Source organism: Nonomuraea solani, from assembly GCF_900108335.1.
In the GTDB taxonomy this organism is placed as follows: Bacteria; Actinomycetota; Actinomycetes; order Streptosporangiales; family Streptosporangiaceae; genus Nonomuraea; species Nonomuraea solani.
Genome location: NZ_FNVT01000034.1, coordinates 65644 through 88940, shown reverse-complemented (window position 1 = coordinate 88940; position 23297 = coordinate 65644). Strand labels below are relative to the sequence as shown.

Here is a 23297-nt window from a genome sequence, read left to right as displayed (position 1 = left end):
CGGCGGGTGCTCAAGAGCATCGACGCCCCGCTGGAGGAGACCGTGCCGGCCCACCGCTCGATCACCGTCCGCGACCTGCTGACCTTCACCTTCGGCTTCGGGGCGGTGCTGGCGGCGCCGGACACCTACCCGATCCAGACCGCGATCCACGAGCTCGGCCTGGACACCACCTCACCGGACTTCGGGCCCGATGAGTGGATCCGCCGGCTGGGCGAGCTGCCGCTGATGTACCAGCCGGGCGAGCTGTGGCAGTACCACACCGGCGCCGACGTGCTCGGCGTGCTCATCGGCCGGGTGAGCGGGCGGACGCCGGAGGAGTTCCTGCGCGAGCGGCTGTTCGGCCCGCTGGGCATGCACGACACCGGCTTCCACGTGCCCGCCGCCAAGATCGACCGGCTGCCGACCAGCTACGCGCACAACCCCGAGAACGGCGAACCGGTCGTGTGGGACGAGGCCGCCGGCGGCAAGTACAGCAAACCCCCGGTCTTCGAGGCCGGCGGCGACGGGCTGGTGTCGACCGTGGACGACTACCACGCCTTCTACCGCATGCTGCTCAACCAGGGCGACCAGCGGATCCTGTCGCGGGCCTCGGTCGCGCTGATGACGATGGACCACCTGACCCCTGCGCAGAAGACCGAGAAGGACGCCTTCGGCGACCACTTCGGCCGGCACGGCGGCTACGGCTTCGGCATGGCCGTGCGCACCCACCGCCGCGACCTGGCCTCACCCGGCCAGTTCGGCTGGGACGGCGGCCTGGGCACCACCGCCTACGCCGACCCGGCCGAGGGCCTCGTCGGCATCCTGCTCACCCAGAGCGCCATGGACTCGCCCCACACCCAGCTCCTGCACCGCGACTTCTGGACCACCGCCTACCAGGCGATCGACTGACCCGTAGCGGCGGTCCGCCCACCCGGTCGCCTCGGCCACCAGGTCGTCGCGCCCGGCCAGGTCGAGCAGCAGCGGCCGCCCGGTCCGCAACGCCTCCACCAGCCTGACCGGCCCGCCGTCGGTCTTCAGCACCATGTCGGCGGCCATCCGCCCGGCCCCGGGGACGCCCACGTCGTAGGTGGTGTGAACGCCGCTGATCATTCCGCTCAGATGGGTGTTCACCTCATCGAAGCTCATCAGCTCGGCGAACAGCTCGGGAAAACGCGTCCGCCAGCCCGGTGTTCAGCCCCTGGCCGCCCCACGGGAAGTGCACGTGCGCGGCGTCCCCGGCCAGCAGCACCCGCCCTTCGCGGTACGTGCCCGCCTGCAGCGCGGCGTCGCCGTAGCGGGACAGGTTCCTGGGACCGGCCATCGGGACGGGCCGGTCCAGGATGCGCTCAGCCGCCTCCCGCAGCTCGGCGAGGGTGACCGGGGCCCGCCGGTCGGGGTGCGGGGCGCGGAAGTCGTAGGTGGTGACGCGGCTGTGCCCGGCCGGGTCGAGCCACACGATGATCCAGCCGCGCGGGGTGCGGGTGTAGCCGGGCGGTACGCCGTACGGGTCGAGCAGCCGCACGTCGCCCATGAGCGCGGCCACCCGCGCGGGCGTGCCGGTGAACGGGATTCCGGCGGCGCGGCGTACCGTGCTGCGCGCGCCGTCCGTACCCACCACGTAGCGCGCGGACAGCTCGTGAGCGCCGGCGGTCAGCACCACGTGGTCGTCGTGCTGGACCAGCCCGGTGACCTCCTGCCCCCGCCTGATCTCCGCGCCCAGCGCGGTCGCGTAGCGGGCGAACACCCGCTCGGCCCACGCCTGCGGACTGCCGACGATGCTCGCGCCCTCCTCCGCGACCGCGCCGAGGTCGAGCCCGAACATGCCGGAGAAGTGGAAGTTCACGCTTCCCCCGCTCGACCTGCCGACCGCGTCGAGCAGGCCGCGCCGGTCGAGGCTCTGCGCGGTACGCGCGTGCAGCGTGCCCGCCTTGGACTCCCCCGACGGCACCGCCGGCCGTTCGAGTACGAGCGGCCGGACGCCCTGCAGCCCGAGCTCGGCGGCCAGCAGCATGCCCACGGGCCCACCGCCCACGATCGCGACGTCGTACATCACAGCTCCTCCACAGAGACCAGCGCGGGCTCGGCGGCGCGCTCCCGGGCGAAGGTGAGCGCGACCGCGGCGCCGAGCAGCATGCCCAGCGCGGAGAGGAACACCGCCGTACGCAGTCCGGTTGCGAGCGCCGCGCCGGTCGCCGCGCCCACCCCGCCGGCGGCCACCAGGACGGCCAGGCCGAGCGCCGAGCCGACCTGCAGCGCCGTGGAGGCCATCCCGGAGGCCACGCCCTGCTCGCGGCCGGCGACGCCGGTCGCGGCGGCGATCCACATGCCGGTCCAGGTGAGGCCCTGGCCGATCCCCATGATCACGATCCCGGGCAGGACGTTCGCGTACGAGCCGTCCGCGCTGACGCCGAAGGCCACCAGCGCCGCGCCCACGGCCCCGCCGGCGGTGCCGATGAGCAGGGTCGAGCGCATCCCGATGCGGCCCGCGAGCCGCCCGCCGAGCTGGGTGCCGAGCGCGATCAGCAGCGCGGGCACCAGGAAGGCCAGGCCAGTCGCCACCGCGCCGTAGCCGAGGACGGTCCGGAAGTAGACGGTCAGGAAGTACGGCAGCGCGTTGAACGTGACGCCGAAGACCAGGATGACGGCGATGGCCGAGCGCAGGCTGCGGTTGCCGAACAGCCGCAGGGGCATGAGCGCGTCGTCGCCGCGCCGCTCCACAACGACGAACGCGGCCAGCAGCACGGCGGCCAGCACGGCGCCGCCGAGGATCGGCGGCGAGGTCCACCCGGACTCCGGGCCCTGGATGAGCGCGAAGGCCAGCAGGCTCACCCCGGCCGTGGCCAGCACGGCGCCCGGCAGGTCGAAGCGGCGGCCGCGGGTCCGCGGGCCGTCCGCCGGGATCAGCAGGTACGCGCCCGCGATGGCGATGCCGGCCAGCGGCACGTTGACGTAGAAGACGGCCTGCCAGCCCCACGCCCCGGTCAGCAGCCCGCCCAGCAGCGAGCCGAGCGCCAGCCCGCTGGCGCCCGCGCCGCTCCACACGCCCAGCGCCCTGTTGCGGGCGGGTCCTTCCGCGAATCTCGTGTTGACCAGCGCGAGTGTGGCGGGGAAGAGCAGGGCACCGCCGAGTCCCTGCACCGCGCGGGCGGCGACGAGCAGCGTCTGGCTCTCGGCCAGCCCGCCGGCCAGCGAGGAGAACGCGAACAGCGCCGTGGCCGCGACGAACATCCTGCGATGGCCGAGCAGGTCGGCCGCCCGGCCGCCGAGCAGCAGGAAGCCGCCGTAGGCGACGGCGTACGCGCTGGCCACCCACTGCAGCGATTGGGCGGAGAAGCCGAGATCCTGCCCGATGTCGGGCAGCGCGACATAAACGATGAAGTAGTCGAGCGAGGTGATGAGCTGGGACAGCGCCAGCAAGGCAAGGGTCAGAGCTGCGCGATGGGTCACGATCTCCTACTTACGATCGTCCGGGATATTCGTACGATTCGAGATGCTCGTACAGACGTGCGCGCCCTGTCAAATCACTGTCCGGGACATGCGTACAATCGAGGCATGCTGCATCCCTCACGCGACCAGATCAACCTGCTGGACGTGCTCGCGGCCCTCGGGCACCCGGTGCGCGCGAAGATCGTGCGGGCACTGGAGTCGGGCGAGGAGCAGTTCTGCGGCTCGATCGTGCCCGACGTGCCGAAATCGACGCTGACCACGCACTGGCGGGTCCTGCGCGAAGCGGGCGTGATCTTCCAGCGGCCGGAGGGCCGCAAGTTGTTCATCACCCTGCGCAGGCAGGACCTCGACGCCCGCTTCCCCGGCCTGCTCGAGCTGGTGACGCGGGAAGACCTCTAGCCGGACTCGCCGAGGCCGAGAGAGGCGATGAGGTCGTGCATCTCGTCGCGGTAGACCCGGGCCGGGTCATGGGTGAGGGAGCGCAGGTGGCCGTAGATCTCCAGGGCCATGAGCCCGTGCATGCGGCCCCACACCCGGAGCGTCATCGCGATGGCCGCCGGTGGCAGGTCGGGAAAGTCCTGGCGGACGTGGGCCACCAGGCCCGGGTCGAAGTCGGCCCAGTCGTAGGCGCGGTCGTCGGATCGCCGCGCCCGGGCCGTCGGCCAGGCGGCGGCGACGAGGCCGACCAGGCCGCCGCAGGCGCGCGCCTCGGCCCGTTTGCCGGGGCCGTCGCCGGGCGCGCGGTAGCCGGGCACGGGGTCACCGTAGATCAGCCGGAAGCCTTCGGGGCTGGCCAGCGCCCAGTCGCGCATGGCCTGGGCCCAGGCCAGGATCCGGCCGCCGGGGTCGGTTTCCGGCACCGCGTCGCGGGCGGCCTCGGCCGTGTCCACCGCCGAGGTGTAGACGTCGCCGATGAGCGTGGTGACCAGGTCGTCGCGGGTGGCGAAGTAGCTGTAGATCGCGCCGGCCGTCATGCCCATCTCACGAGCGATCGCGCGCAGCGAGATGGCGTCCGGGCCGCCGTCCGCCATGAGCTTCAAGGCGATCGCCTTGATCTCGGCGCTGGTCTGGGCGCGAAGCCGGTCGCGGCGGCTCATCGTCTGGTCGCTCACCCTTGACACTCTACAGGGCTGTAGTAATCTACACCGTTCTCTATTTGAATGCCGTGTAGTGGAGAAATCCCCATCCATGGGAAGGATCATCCGCATGACGAACGACGATCCCGCCCTCATGTCCGCGCTCACGACGGAGCACTTCGTCCTGCAGACCGCCATCAGCACCGCCTCCAGCGAGGAGTCGTCCCGGGCCACGCTGTACGTGAAGGCGCTGTCCAGCTCGCTGGTGGCACTCGGCTTCGCCGCCCCGCCCTCGCCGGCGTTCGTCCCGCTGGCCGCGACCGTCCTGCCCGCGCTGGCCGTTCTCGGCCTTTTCACCAGCGTGCGCCTGGTCGACACGGGTGTGCAGAACATCCTGTGCCGTAGCGCGATAGCCCGCATCCGCCTTTACTACCGCCGGTTATCCCCGCGGGCCTCCGACTACATCGTCGCCTGGGCCGGGGCCGCGGAGAACGACGCCGTCACCGCGGCCGCCGCCACCATGGGCATCGGGCGGCGGCGCGACTGGCTCATCGGCCTGTTCACGATCGCGATGATGATCGCCGCGATCAACAGCATCGTGATCGGTGCGGGCATCACCCTTCTGGCCACCCTCGCGTTCCCTCTCGGCGTGGCGATCGCCCTCGGCCTGCTCGCCGCCGCCGTGCACCTCGCGCTCTTCTACCTCTACCAGCGCCACCGCTACCGCACCCGCCCGCAGCTTCCCGAGATCTCCCCCTGACCGCCTTCACGCGCTCAGCGCCGCGCAGAGAGCGTCGACGGCGGCCGGGTACGTACGCTCCGGCGGCGCCGCGAACCCGACCATCAACCCCTGCGCCCGGCCGGCCGGGTCGTGGTGAAGCTCGGCCAGCCCGCGCACGGCCACCCCGCGAGCCGCGCAGGCCGCGATCACCCGCCGCTCGTCGGCCGGCGTGATCAGCGCGTGCAGCCCGGCCGGCACCCCCTGCGCCATGATGCCGGGAACGGCGGCCAGCCGGTCGAGCAGCAGCTCGCGCCGCCGTCGGTAGCGCAGCCGGCAGGACCGTACGTACCGGTCGTAGGCGTGCGTGGCGATCAGGTCGGCGAGCACGAGCTGGCCGAGGCTCTCGGTGTACAGGTCGGCCAGTTCCTTGGCGCGCGTCACCGGCTCGACCAGGCCGGGCGGCAGCACCATCCAGCCCAGCCGCAACCCCGGGCCGAGCGTCTTGGAGGCGGTGCCGCAGTACACGACGTGCTCGGGCGCCATGCCCTGCAGCGCGCCGACGGGCTGGCGGTCGTAGCGGAACTCGCCGTCGTAGTCGTCCTCCACGACCAGCCCGCCCGTGGCGCGCGCCCACGCGCACAGCTCCTGGCGGCGGCCCGGATGTAGCGGCACGCCGGTCGGATACTGGTGCGCGGGCGTCAGCATCACGGCTCCGACCTGGGCGTCGAGCCCTTCGAGCCGGGCGCCGTACGCGTCCACGGGCAGCGGCAGCAAGGTGTGCCCGGCACGCCGGACGACCTCGCGGAAGGCGTTGTGCCCGGGATCCTCGGTGGCCACGACCCCGGTCTCCAGCACGCCGCTGAGCAGCGTGATCGACTGGTAGAACCCGGAGGTCACCACGATCCGATCCGGTCCGGTTCGCACGCCCCGCGTACGCCCGAGATAGTCCGCCAGCGCGGTCCTCAGCTCGATCCGCCCCTGGGGATCGCCGGCCTTCAGCGTGTCGGCTCCCAGCACCCGCCGGGTGGCCGCCAGCCAGGCCCGGACCGGGAACGAGCCGACATCCGGGCAGCCCGGCCGCAGGTCGTGCAGGGGAAGTGCCCGGACCGGCCCGGGACGTGTGGGCTCCCCGGAGCTGAGCGGCACCGTGGCCACCGTGGTGCCCGATCCGGGGCGCGTGCTCAGGTAGCCCTCCTCGACGAGCTGGTCGTACGCGGCCGTGACGGTGCCCCGCGACAACCCGAGCTCCTGGGCCAGCCCGCGCGTGGAGGGCAGCGGCGTGCCGGCGGGCAGCCGCCCGTCGCGCACCGCCTCGCGCAGCGCCGACTCCAGCCCGGCCCGCCTGCCGGAACCCGTCCCCATGGCGAGATGCAGATCGAGTCGCGAACTGGACCAGTTTTTCGGCATGAAACTGGATCTTACGCGTGGTCCGGTCGGCCCGTACCTTTCAAGGGACCGTTCTGGAAGGAGCCTCCCCATGACCGTGATCGCCCATCTCAGCGACGTCCACATCGACGACCGGCGCAGCGCCGACCGCACCCGGGCGGTCATGGACTACCTCGACGGGCTCCCGTACGACCTGGACGCCGTGCTGGTCACCGGCGACATCGCCGACCATGGCTTGCCCGCCGAGTACGAGCTGGCCCGCGAACTGCTGACCTCCCGCCACCCGACGCTGATCTGCCCCGGCAACCATGACGACCGTACGGCGTTCCGCGAGTCGCTGCTGGGCCTGCCGGGGTCGGCCGCCCCGATCAACCAGGTGCTGCGCGTGGCCGGATGCGTGATCGCGCTGTGCGACTCGTCGGTGCCGGGCAAGGACGAGGGCTTCCTGGAGGACGAGACGCTGGACTGGCTGGAGACGGTCCTGGCCGGGACCTCCGACCGGGTGCTGGCCGGCTTCCACCATCCGCCCGCGCCGCTGCGCATGCCGTTCGTGGACGGGATCCGGCAGTTCGGGGAGGAGCGGCTGGCCGGGCTGGCGCGTCGCCATCCGCACCTGGCCGGGTTCGTGTGCGGGCACGCGCACACCGCGGCGGCCACCACGTTCGCCGGGCTGCCACTGCTGGTCGCGCCCGGAGTGGTCTCGACCTCGCGGCTGCCGTGGGAGCACCGGAGGCATCCGGATGACCACGTGTACCTGGAGCAGCCGCCCGCGCTCGCCTTCCACGTCCTGGACGAGGACGGACGGCTGACCACCCACTACCGCACCGTCACGCTCGCCTCCGCAGAGTGATCATGGGCCGGTGTCCCGGGTCCAGCCGACATGACGCCCTTCAGCGGACCGGCAGGCCGGTGACCGCCCGGCCGATGATCAGCCGCTGGATCTCCGACGTGCCCTCAAAAATGGTATAGATCTTGGCGTCCCGGTGGAAGCGCTCCACCGGATGCTCCCTGGTGTATCCGGCCCCGCCCAGGATCTGGATCGCCTGCTCGGTCACCCACACCGCCGTCTCCCCCGCCACCAGCTTCGACATCGAGCCCTCCGCCTGCTCGAACTGCCTCCCCTTGCGTGCCATCCAGGCGGCCCGCCAGGTCAGCAGCCGGGCCATGTCCACCCGGGTGGCCATCTCGGCGAGCAGGAAGGCGATCGCCTGGTTCTCGCCGATCTTGCGGCCGAACTGCTCGCGCTCGCGGGCGTAGTCCCTGGCGTACTCGAAGCCCGCCCTGGCGATCCCCACGGCCATCGCGGCCACCGAGGGGCGGGTGGTCTCGAACGTGCGCATGGCCGCCTGCTCCCCGGCCCGCTCCCCCTTCCGTACGCGGGCCAGCCGGGCGTCCAGCCTGTCCTTGCCGCCGAGCAGGCACGACCCCGGTACGCGTACCTCGTCCAGGATCACCTCGGCCGTGTGCGAGGCGCGGATCCCGTGCTTGCGGAACTTCTGCCCCATGGACAGCCCTGGCGTGCCCGGCGGGACGACGAAAGACGCCTGCCCGCGCGTGCCCAGCGCCGGGTCGACGGAGGCCACGACCACGTGCACGTCGGCGATGCCGCCGTTGGTGGCCCACGTCTTGACGCCGTTGAGGATCCAGTCGCCGCCGTCGTGCACGGCGCGGGTGCGGATGGCGCCGATGTCGGAGCCGGCGTCCGGCTCGGAGGCGCAGAAGGCGCCCAGCTTGACGTCGTTCTCCGAGCCGAACATCAGCGGCAGCCACTGCGACATCTGCTCGGGCGTGCCGTTCGAGGCCAGGGCGGCGGCGGCCAGGCCGGTGCCGACGATGGACAGGCCGATGCCCGCGTCGCCCCAGAAGATCTCCTCGAACGCCACGGGCAGCGCCAGCCCGCTCTCCTCGAACCACTGGGTGGCGAAGAAGTCGAGCGAGTACAGGCCGATCTTGGCCGCCTCCTGGATGACCGGCCAGGGGGTCTCCTCGCGCTCGTCCCACTCGGCGCCCGCCGGGCGGATCACGTCGCGGGCGAAGGCGTGCACCCAGTCGCGTACCTCGACCACGTCGTCACTGAGCTCCGGGCAGAACCCCGTCATCGCGCTCTCCTCGGCCTGCGGCGTTACCGGCGGTAACACCTTACCGGTCAGTAGCCAGGTCCGGAAAGGGACCGGGCCGCCTCCTCGGCCGCCTCGCGCACCACCGTGTTCTCGTTGCCGCACTGCCGCAGGGCCTCCGGTTCTCGCAGCCGGGTGAGCGCGCCCACCAGCTCCAGCCCCAGCGCCACGTTGGACTCCTGGTCGAGCATCTCCTTCAGCTCCGTGGCGTCCCCGGGCGCGCCCAGGTAGCCCATCGCCCGGATCGCGCTCTGGCGCAGGATGAGGTCCTCCGTGGTGACGGCCGCGTTCCTCGCGACGGGAGCGGCCGCCGCCGCCCGCAGCGCCTGGCCGGCCGCCGGGTCACCGATCCGGCCCAGGCACACCGCGGCCATGCCGCGCAGCCTGGCGCTGTTCCCGCGATCGTCCAGGGCCTGCTTGGCGACCTCGAACGCGGCCTGGTCACCGAGGCCGCCGAGCGTCGACATGGCCAGCATGCGCCGCCGGGCGTCGCCCCCGGGCGCGGCCAGGTCCAGCAGCGGCATGACGGCCCGCCGGTCACGCAGGTAGTCGAGCGCCAGCATGACGGCCGAGGACTCCCGCTCCCCGTCCCACTCGTGCGTCTTGACGAGGATCTCGATGAGCCGCGGCACCACGTCCGCGCCGAGCCCGGACAGCGCCACGGCCGCGGCGGTCGGTGCCGGCACCAGGCTCACCGGCCTGGGCCCCGCGGTCCTGCCGGGCCGCCGCAGGATGTGCCCGACCTGCTCGTACAGGTCCGTTCGCACGATCCAGCCGAGCACCATCTGCGCCACGATCCGCGGCAGCCAGTCGTCGTCAGACGACTCGGACACCTTGGCGAGGAGCGGCGGGACGGCCTCGTCGCCCTGGTCCCGCAGCGCGTCGCGGGCCACGGCGTACGGCTCGCGCGTCTCGTTCACGCACGTCTGGAAGAGCTGCTCGAACTCCGCGCCGGTCATCGCGATCACGTCTCCCACCAGTAGGGGCCCTGATAGCCCGGATCGATCTCACGGGGCGTGCGCTGCACGTTGATGCCGCAGTGCAGCTCGCCCAGGCCCATGTGGTAGGCGTCCCAGTCCTCGACGAAGCGCACCCGCAGGCTGAGGCGCTCCAGCGCGCAGCACGCGTACGCCTCGAACAGGTCGATGCTCTTCTCGGGGATCCACACGCGCTCCCACTGCCGGTACGTCCTGCCGTCGGAGCCGAACACGCTCTGCCCCATGGGATTGTTGGCCGGGTGGTTCCTGACGGCGCCGATGGAGACGCCGAAGATCGCGGCGATGTCGTTCACCAGCGCCCCGCGCCGCGCCCAGTGCGGCTCACCGGCCAGGCGCGCGAGCTGCTCGGCCGACAGCTCCATGCCGAGCTGCCTGGCCAGGATCAGGTTGACCTCGCGCGGCCGCAGGCGCGGGCCGAGCGGGCGGGGCAGCAGCACGAGGTCGTCCAGGACCACCAGGTTGACCAGGTTCGGGGTGTAGGCGGTGGTCCAGTTGAAGGTCTCCTTGTGCAGGATCAGCCCCAGCGTTCCGGCCGCCATGCCGGGCGGCTTGGCGAACAGGACCGGCAGCCGCAGCAGGCGCCCCTCGCCCAGGTCGAGCTGCGTGCGCAGCCGCTCCTCGATGAGCAGCATCTTCTGCCGGTGCAGGTTCTCGTTGAACTCCTGGTGGATGCCCAGCACGTCCGCGACGGACCTCCTGGCGTCGGTCAGCGACAGGTCGCCCGTCTCGTCGTCGCTGTAGATCTCCTGGCGGCCACGGAACAGGTCGGTGGGCTCGTACGCTTTCGCGGCCAGCAGCAGGTCGACGGCCACCTGGGGCGACGCGGTGACCACGCGGAAGTCCCGCCGCGGCGCGTCCGCGTCCACGGCCCTGCTGGGCACGACGGTCACGAACTCGTCCACGTGCCCGACCGCCAGCCAGGAGACGTCCAGCGGCAGAATCGGCTGTACGCCCTGCGCCTCCAGGAACGACCGATACCCGGGCGCGTGCAGCCGCAGCAGGTAGACGTCCAGCAGCCCGTCCCGCCTGCGGATCTCGAAGACCCGCGGCCCGTAGTCGACGATCGGCGCGTCCACCACGCGCCACCGTTCGCCGGGCCTGGTGTTGCCGACGGAGGTGACGTCGCGGTCGAGGTCGAAGTCGTACTTCTCGAACAGGTCGAACAGCCAGCCGGGCACCCCCAGCTCCCCGGACAGCTCCTGCTCCAGGTCGGCGGCCTCCGGCGGGACGACCTCGGTGAACGCGAGGACCTCGCCCCGGCCCAGGATGATCTTCCCGAACGGCGCCCGTGGTGGATCGGCGATCTCGGGCCCGGCGGGACCCGACGGCGCCGGCGGTGTCTCGATCTCGACCGGTGGCGAGACCTCCAGGTTGCCGCCGTAGCTGATCGAGTCGTCGGCCACCTGGTCCAGGTCGTTGAACAGGCCCAGCTCCTTGCCGGGCAGCAGCCGGCTGACCCACGGGCCGAGGTCGCGGCCGCGCGGGTTGTGCAGGGCGACCTGCGTGTGGCGCGGCCCCGGCAGCAGGCAGTATCCGATCTTCACCTCGTCCTGGGTCCAGGGGTCGCTGAAGTAGTGGCCGTCGATGAGGTAGAGCCCGCCGATGGCGTCCGGGTCGAACGGGTCGTGCGGCAGGTAGCGTACGCCGCCGTCCGGCTCCGGCCGGGTGTTCACCGGCACCCGGTCCGGGCCCAGCACCTCTCTGAGCGCGGCGATGACCTCCGCCAGCGTCGGGTGGTTGAAGGTGACGTCGTAGTCGTACAGGCAGGTCATGTACACGCGATCGACCGGCTCCAGGTTCGAGGGCAGCAGGAGCGGGGCGATGGTGACGACCCGGGGCTCGAGCACGTCGCCGACGCCGGGCACGCGGTACCCCCACTCCAGCCGGATCTCCTTCCCGTTCCTGTCGGCGGGGTCGAAGACGGGCGCGCCGGGCAGGGTGAGCGATTCGATGAGCAGCTCGTCCGGGCCGGGGTAGGCGGCGGTGTACTCGGTGGCGATCCGCCGCGGGTTGACCGAGGCGCCGAGCACCCGCTGCCACTTGCCGTCGGAGCCGACCGGGCCGAACAGGCGTACCCGGTTCCTGTCACCGCCGTCCAGCAGGGCGACGAACGTGGAGTCCGGCGTGACCTCCCCGTTCGCGGCCGGCCTCGGCAGCCTCGTGAGGTCCTTGAGATCGTCCGCGCCGTTGATCTCGTCGTCGCGGCTGTCCAGGGCGAGGCTCCGGTCGCCCGCCGGGATCCCCCGGTCGAGGTTGAGGTTGGCCAGGACGATGGCCCGTCCCGGAGGCACGGGGCTCGGTCGAATCTGCATCGCGATCATCCACTTTCATGGGCCTGTCGGACTTCGCCGGGCGAGGGCCGCCGCTACGCGGCCGTCACCCGGCAGCGCTCAAGGGCGCAGGGCAGCCGGACCACGATCCGGGTCCCGCCCCCGGGCCCGGTTCCGGCCGTCACGCTGCCGCCGAGATCGGCGGCCCTGGCCCGCATCGAGGCGAGGCCCAGCCCGTCCCCTGTCATCGGGCCGAGACCTCTGCCGTCGTCCAGCACCTCGATCTCCAGGTCGTCGCCGAGCGCCACGCTGAGCACGCACGTGCCCGCGCTCGAATGGCGCAGCACGTTCGCCAGCGCCTCCGTGGTGATCCGGTACGCGGTGACCTCGACGGCCGCGGGCAGCTCGGGCAGCGTTTCGGGAGCGCGCACGGTGACGTCGAGCCCGCCGCCGGCCCCGTCCAGCCAGACGCAGTACGCGCGCAGCGCGGGCAGCAGCCCGGCGGCCAGCGCGGCCGGGCGCAGGTCGTTGACGATCCGGTGGATCTCCGCGCACAACTCCCGTACGTCGTCGCGCAGCCGCCAGAGCACCTCACCGACCTGCCGCTGGTCCTCCCCCAGCAGCCCACCGGCCACGTCGAGCCGGTAGGCGATGGCGACCAGGGCGGGCCCGAGACCGTCGTGCAGGTCGCGCAGCAGCCGGCGGCGCTCCTCGGCCAGCTCGTCCTCCAGCCTGTTCTCCGGCTTGTTCTCCGGCTTGTTCTCCGGGGCCCTGCTCTGCCGAGCGGCTTGGATGTCCTGATGCATGAACGGTCTCCCGACGTTCGCGCTGCCCGGATGCTCGTGAGCATCCTGGAGACCAGCATGGCGGGGACCGTTGGAAGCGGCGCTGGAGTGCCCGCTGGAGTCGGCGGAAATCCACTGGGCCGCTCGTGCGCGGAGGTTTATGTTAATTGATTGTGGGTTGCCCGAGCGGCAGGAGTCGGGATGAGCGGTCAGAGCGGCCCGGCCTTACGCTTTGGGGTGCTTGGCCCACTCCGGACGTGGCGGGATGAGTCGGAGCTGGTCTTCGGGTCGCTCCAGCAGCGGACCGTGCTGGGGGTGCTGCTCCTCCAGGCCAACAGGCCGCTGAGCCGCGAACGCCTCATCGACGCGATCTGGGGCGAGGACCAGCCGACCTATGCGCTCAACCTGCTGCAGAAGCACATCTCCGGCCTGCGCCGGGTCCTCGAACCCGAGCGCTCGCCCCGCTCCCCCTCCGAGCTGCTGTCCTGGACCGACACCGGCTACCTGCTAACGGTCCCGCCCGGCCGTCTTGACCTGCACGTCTTCGAGACCGAGGTAGAACGCGCCAGGGCCGCCCGCCTGGCCGGCGACCTGCGCTCGGCGGCCAAGGCGCTGCACGACGCGCTGCGGCTGTGGCGCGGCCCGGTCTGCGAGGGGCTGGCGAGCCCGCTGCTGGACGCCGAACGCGACCGGATCGGCGAGCGCCAGATCGACGTCGTCGAGGAGCGCATCGACGTGGAGCTGGCCCTGGGCGACCACCTGGAGCTGGTCAGCGAGCTGCGCGCGCTCGTGGCGGACCATCCGCTGCGCGAGCGGCTGCGGGTGCTGCTGATGCTGGCGCTGTACCGCTCCGGGCGGCAGGCGGAGGCCCTGTCGGCCTTCCACGAGGCCCGCGAGCACCTCATGGACGAGCTCGGCGTGGAGCCGGGGCCCGCGCTGCGGCGCGTGCACGGGCAGATCCTGGTGGCCGATCCCGCGCTCACGGGCGCCGCCCCGCAGCCGGTCCAGACCGTACGCCGGCTGCCCGTGCCGGCGCAGTTGCCGTACGGGCTGGCGCACTTCGCCGGGCGGCACGCCGAGCTCGACCGGCTGGACGCGCTCTGCCTGGACGAGCGGGCCGGCGGCCGGGCCGTGGTGATCAACGCGATCGGCGGGATGGCCGGGGTGGGCAAGACCACGCTGGCCGTGCACTGGGCGCACCGCGTCCGCGACCGCTTCCCGGACGGGCAGCTCTACGTCAACCTGCGCGGCTTCGACCCGGGCGGCTCGGCGATGGAGCCTGCCGAGGCGATCCGCGGGTTCCTCGACGCCTTCGCGGTGCCGCCGCAGCGCGTCCCGATCAGCGTCGAAGGGCAGGCCGCCCTCTACCGCAGCCTGCTCGCCGACCAGCGGGTGCTCATCATCCTGGACAACGCGCGCAACGCCGAGCAGGTACGCCCGCTGCTCCCCGGCACCCCGACCTGCCTGGTCCTGGTGACCAGCAGGGACCAGCTCTCCGGCCTGGTGGTGGCCGAGGGCGCGCAGCCGATGACCGTGGACCTGCTGTCCGCCGCGGAGGCCAGGCAACTGCTGGCGCAGCGCCTGGGCGAGGAGCGGGTACGCGCCGAGGAGGAGGCCGTCGGCGAGATCGTCACCCTGTGCGCGCGGCTGCCGCTGGCCCTGGCCATCGTGGCGGCGCGGGCGGCCACCAATCCCCGCTTCCCGCTGGCGCTGCTGGCCGGGGAGCTGCGGGAGGCCAAGGGCGGGCTGGACGCCTTCCGTACCGCGGACCAGTCGACGGACATCCGGTCGGTGTTCTCCTGGTCGCTGCGGCGGCTCAGCGATCCGGCGCAGCGGCTGTTCATCCTGCTGGGCCTGCATCCGGGGCCGGACACCGGCACGTACGCGGCGGCGAGCCTGGCCGACACGCCGCTGCTGGAGACGGGCTCGGCCATGGCCGAGCTGGCGGCCGCCCACCTGCTGACCGAGCACGCGCCCGGCAGGTTCGTCCTGCACGACCTGCTGCGGGCGTACTCGTCGGAGCTCGCGCGGGCCACCAGGACCGGCGCCGAGCTGCGGGCCGCGACGAGCCGCATGCTCGACCACTACCTGCAGTCCGCGTTCCTGGCCGACCGGCTGATCAACCCGCTGCGCGACCCGCTCCTGCTCGCGCCGCCCGGGCAGGGGGTCACGCCGATCTCGATCACCGCCCACGACCAGGCGATGGAGTGGTTCGCCGCCGAGCACGCCGTCCTGCTCGCCGCCGTCGAGCAGGCCCATGACGAGGGCTACGACCTGCACGGCTGGCAGCTCGCCTGGACCCTGTCCACCTACCTCGACCGCCGCGGCCACTGGCAGGACCTGGCCGCCACGCACCGCACCGCCCTGGCGTCCGCGCTCAGGAGCGGCGACCCGGCCGCGCAGGCGCTCGCGCACCGGGGCATCGCGCGGGCGTACGCGCGGCTCGACCGCTACGAGGAGGCGCACCGCCACCTGCTGTCGGCCCTCGCCCTGTTCGAGGAGGCCGGCGACCAGGCCGGGCAGGCGTACGCGCACCGCTCTCTCGCGTCGCTGCTGGAACCCCAGGGCCGCGACCTGGAGGCCCTCGACCACGCGCAGCGCGCCCTCGACCTCTACCGGCGGGTGGACCACAAGGCGGGCCTGGCCGACGCCCTCAACGCGGTGGGCTGGTTCCACGCCCGGGTCGGCGACCACCGGCAGGGCCTGGCCTGCTGCCGTGAGGCGCTCGCCCTGCACGAGGAGCTGGACGACGAGGGCGGGCAGGCCGAGACCTGGGACAGCCTCGGCTACGCCTACCACCATCTCGGCGACCACGAGCAGGCCGTGGCCTGCTACCACCGCGCGCTGGACCTGTACCGCAAGATCGGCGACCGCTACAACGAGGCGGCCACGCTCTCCCACCTCGGCGACACCCACCACGCCACCGGCCGGGGGGAGGCCGCCGAGCGCGTGTGGCGCTCGGCGCTGACCATCCTCACGGAGATCGGTCACGGCGAGGCCGAGCAGATCGCCGGCCGGCTGAGCGGGCGTACGGACCTGGCGCACCACGCGTAAGAGCCCAACCGGAGATCCACTGGGAGGTGCACGATGGCAGTCGACCAGCCGAGCGAAGACCTGGTCACCGCTGTGAACGCGATCAAGAACCTGAACGAGGCCGAGCGGGCCCAGCTCGCCGACGCACTCGCGCGGACGGCCGCGGAGGCGCTCACCCAGTTGCTCAGGGACGAGTTCCTCAGCGCGTTCACCGCCAAGGCCGCCGAACTCGGTGGTCTGAGCGACATCGGCCAGCTCCCGAACATCCGGGCCAGGCGCGCCTTCACCTTCGACTCCCGGAACACGCTGCGCCAGGACCGTCAGATCAACGGCCAGGAGTAACGGTGCCCCCTCTGACGGTCATCGTCTCGATGCCGTTCATGGACGCGCGCCGGCCGTCGATCCAGGCCGGCCTGCTCGCCGCGCTGGCGCGCGCCCAGGGATTTCCCGTCCGTACGCTGCACGCCAACCTCGACTTCGCCGCCCGCGTCGGCCCGGAGACCTACGACCGGCTCGCCGACCACCGGGACATCATGCTGGGCGACTGGCTGTTCTCCCTCGACGCCTTCGGCGCCCGCGCGCCCGACCGGGACGCCGCGCTGCTGAAGACCGTGGACGACGAGGAGTTCAGGGACCTGCTGACCGCCATCAGGGAGCGCGAGGTGCCCGCCTACCTCGACGCCCTCATGAAGGCGCTGCCCTGGGAGGAGGCCGCGGTCGTCGGGTTCAGCTGCACCTTCCAGCAGAACGCGGCGTCGTTCGCGCTGGCCAGGCGGCTCAAGGCGCGCCATCCGCGGCTGCTCACGGTCTTCGGGGGCGCCAACTTCGACGGCGAGATGGGCCTGGAGCTGGTCAGGTCCGTCGAATGCGTCGACGCCGCCGTCATCGGCGAAGGGGACGTGGCCTTCCCCCGGCTGCTGGCCGCCGTCGCGGAGGGAACCGGCCTGGACGAAATTCCCGGGCTGGCCAGAAGGGTGCGCGGCGAGGTCGTCGCGACGCCGCCGGCGCCCCTGCGGCGCGACATGGACGCGCTGCCGCCGCCGGACTACGACGAGTACTTCGAGCACGCCGAGGAGCTGGGGCTGCTGGCCCGCACCAGCCGCAGGGAGGTGTGGATCCCGTTCGAGGCGGCCCGTGGCTGCTGGTGGGGCGAGAGGCACCACTGCACCTTCTGCGGGCTCAACGGCACGTCGATGGCCTTCCGCGCGAAGTCGCCCGAGCGGCTGCTGGCGGAGCTGGCCGGGCAGGCGCGGCGGTATCGCAGCTTCCGGTTCGAGGCCGTGGACAACATCCTCGACATGCGTTACCTGGAGGACCTGCTGCCCCGGCTCATCGCGAGCGAGGCCGACTACGACATCTTCTACGAGGTCAAGGCCAACCTCAGCCGCGCCCATCTCAGGCGGCTGGCGCGGGCCGGAGTACGGTATCTGCAGCCCGGCCTCGAATCGCTCAGCACGAACGTGCTGCGGCTGATGCGCAAGGGCACCACCGCCGCCCAGAACGTCAACCTGCTGCGCTGGGCCCAGCACTACGACATCCACGTGGCGTGGAACATCCTGTGGGGGTTTCCCGGCGAGAGCGAGCGCGACTACGCCGGGCAGGCGGCGCTCGTGCCGCACCTGACGCACCTGCGGCCGCCGGAGAGCGCGGCGCGGATCTGGCTGGAGCGCTTCAGCCCGCTGGCCGGCGGGGCCTTCCCGCTGCGGTTCCGCCGTCCCGACCCGAGCTACGCCCACGTCTATCCGGCGGACGTCGATCTGGACAAGGTGGCCTATTTCTTCGAGTACGCGTTCCTCGACGCCCTGCCAGACGACGCCTACGCCGGGCTGGACCGGGCCGTCACCGCGTGGGCGGCCGCATGGAGTGAGGGGCGGCCGCCGGAGCTGACGTACTGGTCGGCGCCCGGGTTCCTGCAGATCCACGACGGCCGGAACCCGGACACCGAGGGCACCTACACCTTCCACGACCACCTCGCCGCCATCTACCTGGCCTGCTCCGAGCGTCCCATCACCGCCGCGGCCGTGGCCGGGCGGCTCGGCCTGCCGGTGGAGGCGGTACGCGCGGCGCTGGAGGAGTTCGCCGGACGCGGGCTGGTGTTCCTGGACGGTCCGCGCGCCCTGGCGCTCGCCCTGCCCGCCAGGCACGGCCGGTAGGCGGGGGGCGGTGACGGTGGATCGTTCGCCCGAGGAGAGCCCGAGCCCGGTCGCCATGCTGCTCGTGGACGACCATCCCGTCTTCCGCGCCGGGCTGCGCGGGCTGCTGGCGGCGGAGAGCTGGGTGGGTGAGATCTTCGAGGCGGCCACCGTGGCCGAGGCGGTCAGGATCGTGGTGACGCACGACGTACGGGTGGTCGCCATGGACATCCGGCTGCCCGACGGCGACGGCATCGCGGCCACCGCCCGCATCGTCAAGGTGCGGCCGCACACGGCGGTGCTGCTGCTGACCATGGTGGAGGACGAATACCTCGTCGCGGCCGGGCTGCGCGCGGGCGCGCGCGGCTACGTCCTCAAGCAGACCGACCCCCGCACCGTCGTGACCACGCTGCGCACCGTCGCCGACGGGGGTGTGGCGCTGGGGCCGCGGATCGGGTCCGGCGTGCTGGCGGCGCTGCGGCGGGCGCCCTCGCCACCGCCGCCGCCGTTCGACCGGCTCACGCCGCGCGAGCGCGAGCTGGTCCAGCAGGTGGCGGGCGGCCTGGGCAACGGCCCCATCGCGCGGGCGCTGGGCGTGTCGGAGAAGACCGTGCGCAACATGGTGTCGGAGGTCCTGGCCAAGCTGCAGATCCCCGATCGGGTACGCCTCGCGCTCATGGCCCGCGACGCCGGCCTGGCCCCGGAACGCGACCTCGACCACTGACCGTCCCCCGCCTGCGGGAGCGCGTCCCGCCGGGAGGGGACGAATTCCCGGCCGCCACCGCCGTCCGTCCCTTATGTCACCGAAAGGCGCGCCGCACCATCGATGCCATGGAGGGCTTCGACGGGCACGTCGCCATGACGGACGATTCCGAGGCCGACAACCTCACCATCTTCGGCGCGGGCGCGGACAACGCCGTTCCCGGCGAGGTCGTCCTCCAGCTCCGTACGGAATCCGCCCGCGCCCTGCGGGTGAGCGTCTCCTCGGGCCCGTCCCGCGGGCTGCCCGGCCTGGCGTCCGGTTTCGGCTTGCCCGCCGTGGACGCCGTCCTGGCCGCCATCGGTACGCGGTCCGTCACGGCGGTGCACGCGCCCGCGCCGCCGCGTACCGAACGGGGGTCGGCGACGGCCGCGCCGCTCACCGCGCTGGCCGCGACGTTCAAGGTGCGGTTCGCCCCGGAGCACGCGGTGCCCGAGGTGGTGGACCGGCTGATGGCGCTGGACGAGGTGGAGGTCGCCGAGGCCAACCGCTACCGGGAGAGCCATCTGCGGCCCGACGAGCCGCGTTACGCGCAGCAGTGGGGGCTGGCCAGGATCAACTGCCCGGCCGCCTGGGACATGACGACGGGCAGCGCCGCCGTCACGGTCGCGGTCGTCGACACGGGCGTTGACCTGAACCATCCGCAGCTCGCGCCGCTGCTCCTGCCCGGCCGGGACCTGGTCGACTGGGACCTCGCCGGGTGGGAAGCGCGCCTCGCGCCCTGGGTGCTGGAGGGCGACTTCCACGCCGCAGGACACGAGCCGCAGGACGAGGTGGGACACGGCACCCACGTGGCCGGGACGATCGCCTGCCTCAGCGACGACGGGCGCGGCGTCGCGGGCGTGACCTGGCGCTGCCGGATCCTGCCCGTACGGGTGCTGGCCCGTACCCGGAACACGGTGAGCGGCCGGGTGGGCGGCATCGGCAGCTCGGCCGACCTCGCCGCCGGCATCGCCTGGGCCGCCGGGCAGGGCGCCCGGGTGATCAACCTCAGCCTGGGCGGGGCGGTCGGCACCACCGTGGAACGCGACGCCGTCGCGCACGCGCTCGCGCGCGGGGCGGTCGTGGTCGCGGCGATGGGCAACAACGGCACCAGCGAACCCGGCTATCCGGCCGCCTACCCCGGCGTGGTCGCCGTCGGCGCCGTCAACGCCGCCGACCGGCGGGCGGCCTTCTCCCAGATCGGCCCGCACATCGACGTGGTGGCTCCCGGGGTGAACGTGCTCAGCACGTTTTGGGATGACACGTACGCGTTTCTGCAGGGCACGTCCATGGCGGCGCCGCACGCGGCGGGCGTGGCGGCCCTGATCCTGTCCTGTTCGCCCGGCCTCGCCCCGGAACAGGTGGCCCACATCCTCCGCGACACCGCCCGGCCCTTGCGCGACACCTCGGCGGACCCCGTGCCGAACAACCGGTACGGGAGCGGGCTTCTGGACGCCCGGGCGGCCCTCGACCGGGCTCTCGGCCTTTGACCCGCGCCCGAGATTCCCGGGCGGAACGGGTCGGCTGTCCCTGGGCCCCGGGACGCGCGGCGGCGGACACTCGGGGTTCTGACCTTTTCGCGGGGGGCGATGTGCTGATCGGGCGCGCGAGTGAGCTGACCGTTCTGGGAGCCGAGCTGGCTCGGATCGAGGCGGGCCACCGTCTCCTGCACGTGAACGGGCCGGCCGGCATCGGCAAGACCACGCTGGTCCGGCACTTCCTGTCCGAGAGTCTTGTCGCCTCGCTGACCGCGCGGGCGGCCGAGGAGGAGTCCGGCCTGCCGTACGGGCTGCTCGCCCAGCTTGTGGCGGATGGGACCGGGCCCGAGCTGCTCCAGAACCTCCTTCGGCAAGTGGAGGACCGGCCGCTGGTCCTGGTGATCGACGACGCGCAGTGGGCCGACGGCGAGTCGCTGCGCGCCCTGGCCTTCGCGTTACGGCGTCTGGGGTCCGCGCGGCTGCTCACCGTCATCGTCACCCGATCCGGAACCCGGCTGCCGACGACGTTCGAGCACTTCCTGCGCGACGCGCACACCGTCCGGCTGGAGCTGCCCGGACTGCGGCCGGCGGAGCTGCGGGAGCTGGCGGACGCGCTGGGCACCGGCCCGATCACGGCCCGCATGGCCGAACGGCTGCACGCCCACACCGGCGGCAACCCCACGCACGCCCGCGCCCTGCTCGCCCGATACCCCACCGACGTGCTGGACTCCGCCGTCCCGCTGCCCGCGCCACCCGGCTACCCGGTGCCGGCCCTCACGCCGGTGGCCAGAACCCTGGTGGAGGCGGCGAGCGTTCTCGGCGTGACGGCCCCGCTGTCGTTGGTGGCCGAGCTGGCGGACCTGACCGACCCGCTGCCCGCGCTGGACGAGGCCGTGGCCGCCGGTCTCCTCCAGGAGCGGCGCACGGTCGGCGCCCTCGGCGTGCACTTCCCCGACCGGCTGCGGTGGGCGGCCGTGTACCACTCGCTGCGCCCGGCGGCACGGACCCTGCTCCACGAGCGCGCCACCCGGCTGGCCGGGACGGAGGCGGACACGCTCTGGCATCGCATGCAGGCCGCCACCCGCCCCGACGCCCGCCTGGCCGCCGATCTGGCCGGCTACGCCCGCCGCCAGGCCACCAACGGCCACTGGACCACCGCCGCCGACCACCTCGCCCACGCCACCCACCTCACCCCGGCCCCGAGCCTTCCTGCCGGCGGCGCGGGGCCGGCGTGCCTGCTCAAGGCCGAGCTCGTCGAGGCGCTGCTCGCGGACGGGCGGGTGGAGGACGCCGCCGCCCTGAGCGCCGAGCTGGCGGACTGCCCGGACCCGGCCGTCGCGGCGTACGCGGCCGGCGCCGTGGCGCACGTCGCCGACCGGCTGCCCGAGGCCGTGAACCTGCTGACCGACGCCTACGAGGAGTGCGGCGCCCGGCAAGGGGATTCATCCGAGCCGTGCGGCTCCTGGCGAGCGGATTCGTCGCGCTTGTCCGGGTGGGCCGGCACCCGGCTGGCGCTGTTGCATCTGCTCGACGGCCGGTTGGCGGAGGGGCTGGAATGGGCGCGGCGTGTGCGGACCGATCTCACCGGGCTGCTGGCCTTCGGCGCCACCCGTCACGCCGCCCCGCTGGGCCGGGCGGTCCTGCAGATCTGGACCGACGATCTCGCCAACGGCCGCCACGTGCTCGGCGGGCTCGCCGCCCGCGCGGCGGAGCTGCCGGTGCCGGCCAGGATCGCCGCCCTCGTCATGCTCGGCCAGGCCGACCACCGCCTCGGTGACTGGGCCGGCGCCCAGGCGCACGCCGAGGCCGCCGCGGCGCTGGCCGACGAGAGCGGGCACGCCTGGCTGGCGGGCTGGGCGCACGCGACGGCCGCGGTGGTCGCGGCCGGCCAGGGCGAACAGGCCCGCGCCGAGGCCCACCTGCGTACGACCGGTACAAGCGCTCTTGCCCGTGTTCATCTGGCCTGGGCGCAGGCGTGCCTGTCCCATGCCCAGGGCGACCATGGGGCCGTGGTGGCGGCCCTGATGCCGCTCGAAGCCACGGGCCGGCCACCGGAGCCCGGGGTCGTACCGTGGCCTGACCTGCTGGCCGAAGCGCTGGTGGCGCTCGGACGGCACGAGCGGGCGCGCGCCGTCCTCGATCGTGTCCAGGAGGTGGCCGAGGCCCGGCAGCGCCATTCCGCGCTCGCCGCGCTCGCCCGCGCCCGAGGGGTGCTGCACGCCGCGCTCGGGGAGCAGGAGACGGCCGAGGAGTGGTTCGAGACGGGGCTGCGCCACGCGGGCAAGGTCGCGATGCCCTTCGAGACCGCCCGCCTGCAACTGGCCTTCGGCGCTTTCCTGCGCCGCGCGGGCCGGCGTACCGCGGCGGCCGATCTGATCGAGCTCGCGCGCACGGGGTTCGAGCAGCTCGGCGCCCGTCCCTTCGAGGAGCGCTGCACGCAGGAACTGGCCGCCTGCGGGCTCAACCGCAGACAGGACGCCCTGGGCCTGACCCCGCAGGAACAGGCCGTGACCCGGCTGGTCGCCACCGGGCTGACCAACAACCAGGTGGCGCGAGAGCTGACGCTCAGCGTGAAGACGGTCGAATACCACCTGAGCCACGCCTACACCAAGCTCGGCGTCACCTCCAGAACCGCCCTGGCGGCCCTGGTCGCCCGCGGCCTGCCGTGACCGGCCCGCCCCACGGGGCACGGTCGCCGCAGTGTCGCCACAGTGTCGCCGCAGTGTCGCCACAGTGTCGCCACGGTGTCGCCACAGTGTCGTCACGGCGCCCTACTGGGTAGGTGACTTGACGAACAGCCCGATGAGGCCGGTCAGCGCCGAACTGAAGACCGTGACGAGCAGGTCCGGGCTCGTGGCCGGGTTTCCGTCGCCGATCGCCCAGATGATCCCGCCCAGCGCCAGGACGATCACGACCAGCAGCCCGACGACGAGTGCGCGCCACACCCATCCGGCGTCACTACCGGTGGGCACCGGGATGACGCCCTCGCCGGCAGACGTTCGCTCGGACACCATTGACTCTCCCCCTTTTTTTCTTCGAAACAGCCGTCCATTCATGGTGGACCGAACGCGGAGAATGGCGCGCCAGGAAATCTCCTAGTCCTCTGCCCGGCCGTTGGGGAGCCGATTCAAGG

19 protein-coding genes and 1 pseudogene are annotated in these 23297 nt (G+C 73.0%); 10 read left to right on the top strand and 10 right to left on the bottom strand.

Going from position 1 to position 23297, the window contains the following annotated elements:
• The coding region (locus C4V41_RS56160) for a serine hydrolase domain-containing protein (RefSeq protein ID WP_103964276.1) at window positions 1–888 on the top strand (888 nt) is incomplete at its 5' end.
• A 69-nt stretch (window positions 889–957) separates the two neighbouring features.
• Here C4V41_RS56160 and C4V41_RS66350 read toward each other — a convergent pair.
• The 3 genes and pseudogenes from C4V41_RS66350 to C4V41_RS56150 form a co-directional block, all read right to left on the bottom strand.
• Window positions 958–1023: pseudogene (locus C4V41_RS66350) on the bottom strand (hypothetical protein); the annotation flags it as partial.
• An 88-nt stretch (window positions 1024–1111) separates the two neighbouring features.
• On the bottom strand, window positions 1112–2029 hold the full coding sequence (locus C4V41_RS56155) for an FAD-dependent monooxygenase (protein WP_200824943.1): 918 nt from the start codon (window positions 2027–2029) through the stop codon (window positions 1112–1114).
• Window positions 2029–3426, bottom strand: a complete 1398-nt coding sequence (locus C4V41_RS56150) for an MFS transporter (RefSeq protein WP_235031012.1) — start codon at window positions 3424–3426, stop codon at window positions 2029–2031. The genes C4V41_RS56155 and C4V41_RS56150 overlap by 1 nt, the downstream gene beginning before the upstream one ends.
• A 105-nt stretch (window positions 3427–3531) precedes the next feature.
• Here C4V41_RS56150 and C4V41_RS56145 point away from each other — a divergent pair, with 105 nt between their 5' ends.
• Window positions 3532–3825, top strand: coding sequence for an ArsR/SmtB family transcription factor (locus C4V41_RS56145; RefSeq protein ID WP_103964265.1), 294 nt, complete (start codon window positions 3532–3534; stop codon window positions 3823–3825).
• Here the strand turns inward: C4V41_RS56145 and C4V41_RS56140 are convergent.
• Window positions 3822–4538 (bottom strand): TetR/AcrR family transcriptional regulator, encoded by a 717-nt coding sequence (locus C4V41_RS56140; protein ID WP_235031011.1) that lies wholly within the window; start codon window positions 4536–4538, stop codon window positions 3822–3824. The two genes, C4V41_RS56145 and C4V41_RS56140, sit on opposite strands and share 4 nt — an antisense overlap.
• 94 nt (window positions 4539–4632) lie before the next feature.
• On the opposite strand from C4V41_RS56140, the gene C4V41_RS56135 reads away from it, so the two are divergent.
• The gene (locus C4V41_RS56135) at window positions 4633–5262 is read left to right on the top strand and encodes a hypothetical protein (RefSeq protein WP_103964264.1); all 630 of its coding nucleotides are present in this window, start codon (window positions 4633–4635) and stop codon (window positions 5260–5262) included.
• A gap of 6 nt (window positions 5263–5268) precedes the next feature.
• Here the strand turns inward: C4V41_RS56135 and pdxR are convergent, their stop codons facing one another.
• On the bottom strand, window positions 5269–6630 hold the full coding sequence (pdxR, locus tag C4V41_RS56130) for a MocR-like pyridoxine biosynthesis transcription factor PdxR (protein WP_103964263.1): 1362 nt from the start codon (window positions 6628–6630) through the stop codon (window positions 5269–5271).
• A 70-nt stretch (window positions 6631–6700) separates the two neighbouring features.
• Here pdxR and C4V41_RS56125 point away from each other — a divergent pair, with 70 nt between their 5' ends.
• Complete coding sequence (locus tag C4V41_RS56125; RefSeq protein WP_103964262.1) at window positions 6701–7459, top strand: metallophosphoesterase; 759 nt, start codon at window positions 6701–6703, stop codon at window positions 7457–7459.
• 40 nt (window positions 7460–7499) lie between these two features.
• Here C4V41_RS56125 and C4V41_RS56120 read toward each other — a convergent pair whose 3' ends face one another.
• The 4 genes from C4V41_RS56120 to C4V41_RS56105 are packed head-to-tail and all read right to left on the bottom strand — an operon-like array spanning window position 7500 to window position 12800.
• Window positions 7500–8708, bottom strand: a complete 1209-nt coding sequence (locus C4V41_RS56120) for an acyl-CoA dehydrogenase family protein (protein ID WP_103964261.1) — start codon at window positions 8706–8708, stop codon at window positions 7500–7502.
• 47 nt (window positions 8709–8755) lie between these two features.
• Window positions 8756–9685, bottom strand: coding sequence for a HEAT repeat domain-containing protein (locus C4V41_RS56115; RefSeq protein WP_235031013.1), 930 nt, complete (start codon window positions 9683–9685; stop codon window positions 8756–8758).
• 5 nt (window positions 9686–9690) lie between these two features.
• Window positions 9691–12036 (bottom strand): protein-arginine deiminase family protein, encoded by a 2346-nt coding sequence (locus C4V41_RS56110; protein WP_160150757.1) that lies wholly within the window; start codon window positions 12034–12036, stop codon window positions 9691–9693.
• 53 nt (window positions 12037–12089) lie between these two features.
• Window positions 12090–12800, bottom strand: coding sequence for a sensor histidine kinase (locus C4V41_RS56105; protein WP_103964258.1), 711 nt, complete (start codon window positions 12798–12800; stop codon window positions 12090–12092).
• A gap of 216 nt (window positions 12801–13016) precedes the next feature.
• Here C4V41_RS56105 and C4V41_RS56100 point away from each other — a divergent pair, with 216 nt between their 5' ends.
• The 6 genes from C4V41_RS56100 (at window position 13017) to C4V41_RS56075 (ending at window position 22833) form a co-directional block, all read left to right on the top strand.
• The gene (locus tag C4V41_RS56100) at window positions 13017–15833 is read left to right on the top strand and encodes an AfsR/SARP family transcriptional regulator (RefSeq protein ID WP_160150756.1); all 2817 of its coding nucleotides are present in this window, start codon (window positions 13017–13019) and stop codon (window positions 15831–15833) included.
• A 33-nt stretch (window positions 15834–15866) separates the two neighbouring features.
• Window positions 15867–16154, top strand: a complete 288-nt coding sequence (locus C4V41_RS56095) for a hypothetical protein (RefSeq protein WP_103964256.1) — start codon at window positions 15867–15869, stop codon at window positions 16152–16154.
• Window positions 16155–16156: 2 nt separating this feature from the next.
• The gene (locus C4V41_RS56090) at window positions 16157–17965 is read left to right on the top strand and encodes a RiPP maturation radical SAM C-methyltransferase (protein ID WP_200824942.1); all 1809 of its coding nucleotides are present in this window, start codon (window positions 16157–16159) and stop codon (window positions 17963–17965) included.
• 10 nt (window positions 17966–17975) lie between these two features.
• Window positions 17976–18668: a response regulator transcription factor gene (locus C4V41_RS56085; protein WP_200824941.1), complete on the top strand. Its 693-nt coding sequence runs from the start codon at window positions 17976–17978 to the stop codon at window positions 18666–18668.
• A 107-nt stretch (window positions 18669–18775) separates the two neighbouring features.
• Window positions 18776–20176: a S8 family serine peptidase gene (locus tag C4V41_RS56080; protein WP_103964254.1), complete on the top strand. Its 1401-nt coding sequence runs from the start codon at window positions 18776–18778 to the stop codon at window positions 20174–20176.
• A 101-nt stretch (window positions 20177–20277) separates the two neighbouring features.
• Window positions 20278–22833 (top strand): LuxR C-terminal-related transcriptional regulator, encoded by a 2556-nt coding sequence (locus C4V41_RS56075; protein ID WP_103964253.1) that lies wholly within the window; start codon window positions 20278–20280, stop codon window positions 22831–22833.
• A gap of 102 nt (window positions 22834–22935) precedes the next feature.
• Here the strand turns inward: C4V41_RS56075 and C4V41_RS56070 are convergent, their stop codons facing one another.
• Entirely contained in the window at window positions 22936–23178 is a 243-nt protein-coding gene (locus C4V41_RS56070) for a hypothetical protein (RefSeq protein WP_103964252.1), read from the bottom strand.
• Window positions 23179–23297: the final 119 nt, after the last annotated feature.

What these genes read in the sequence shown, in the direction of transcription:
- C4V41_RS56070 (WP_103964252.1), bottom strand. Translation starts at nt 23,178, where the DNA reads ATGGTGTCCGAGCGAACGTCTGCCGGCGAGGGCGTCATCCCGGTGCCC.
- pdxR (WP_103964263.1), bottom strand. Translation starts at nt 6,630, where the DNA reads ATGCCGAAAAACTGGTCCAGTTCGCGACTCGATCTGCATCTCGCCATG.
- C4V41_RS56120 (WP_103964261.1), bottom strand. Translation starts at nt 8,708, where the DNA reads ATGACGGGGTTCTGCCCGGAGCTCAGTGACGACGTGGTCGAGGTACGC.
- C4V41_RS56155 (WP_200824943.1), bottom strand. Translation starts at nt 2,029, where the DNA reads ATGTACGACGTCGCGATCGTGGGCGGTGGGCCCGTGGGCATGCTGCTG.
- C4V41_RS56145 (WP_103964265.1), top strand. Translation starts at nt 3,532, where the DNA reads ATGCTGCATCCCTCACGCGACCAGATCAACCTGCTGGACGTGCTCGCG.
- C4V41_RS56080 (WP_103964254.1), top strand. Translation starts at nt 18,776, where the DNA reads ATGGAGGGCTTCGACGGGCACGTCGCCATGACGGACGATTCCGAGGCC.
- C4V41_RS56095 (WP_103964256.1), top strand. Translation starts at nt 15,867, where the DNA reads ATGGCAGTCGACCAGCCGAGCGAAGACCTGGTCACCGCTGTGAACGCG.
- C4V41_RS56105 (WP_103964258.1), bottom strand. Translation starts at nt 12,800, where the DNA reads ATGCATCAGGACATCCAAGCCGCTCGGCAGAGCAGGGCCCCGGAGAAC.
- C4V41_RS56125 (WP_103964262.1), top strand. Translation starts at nt 6,701, where the DNA reads ATGACCGTGATCGCCCATCTCAGCGACGTCCACATCGACGACCGGCGC.
- C4V41_RS56115 (WP_235031013.1), bottom strand. Translation starts at nt 9,685, where the DNA reads ATGACCGGCGCGGAGTTCGAGCAGCTCTTCCAGACGTGCGTGAACGAG.
- C4V41_RS56110 (WP_160150757.1), bottom strand. Translation starts at nt 12,036, where the DNA reads ATGCAGATTCGACCGAGCCCCGTGCCTCCGGGACGGGCCATCGTCCTG.
- C4V41_RS56135 (WP_103964264.1), top strand. Translation starts at nt 4,633, where the DNA reads ATGACGAACGACGATCCCGCCCTCATGTCCGCGCTCACGACGGAGCAC.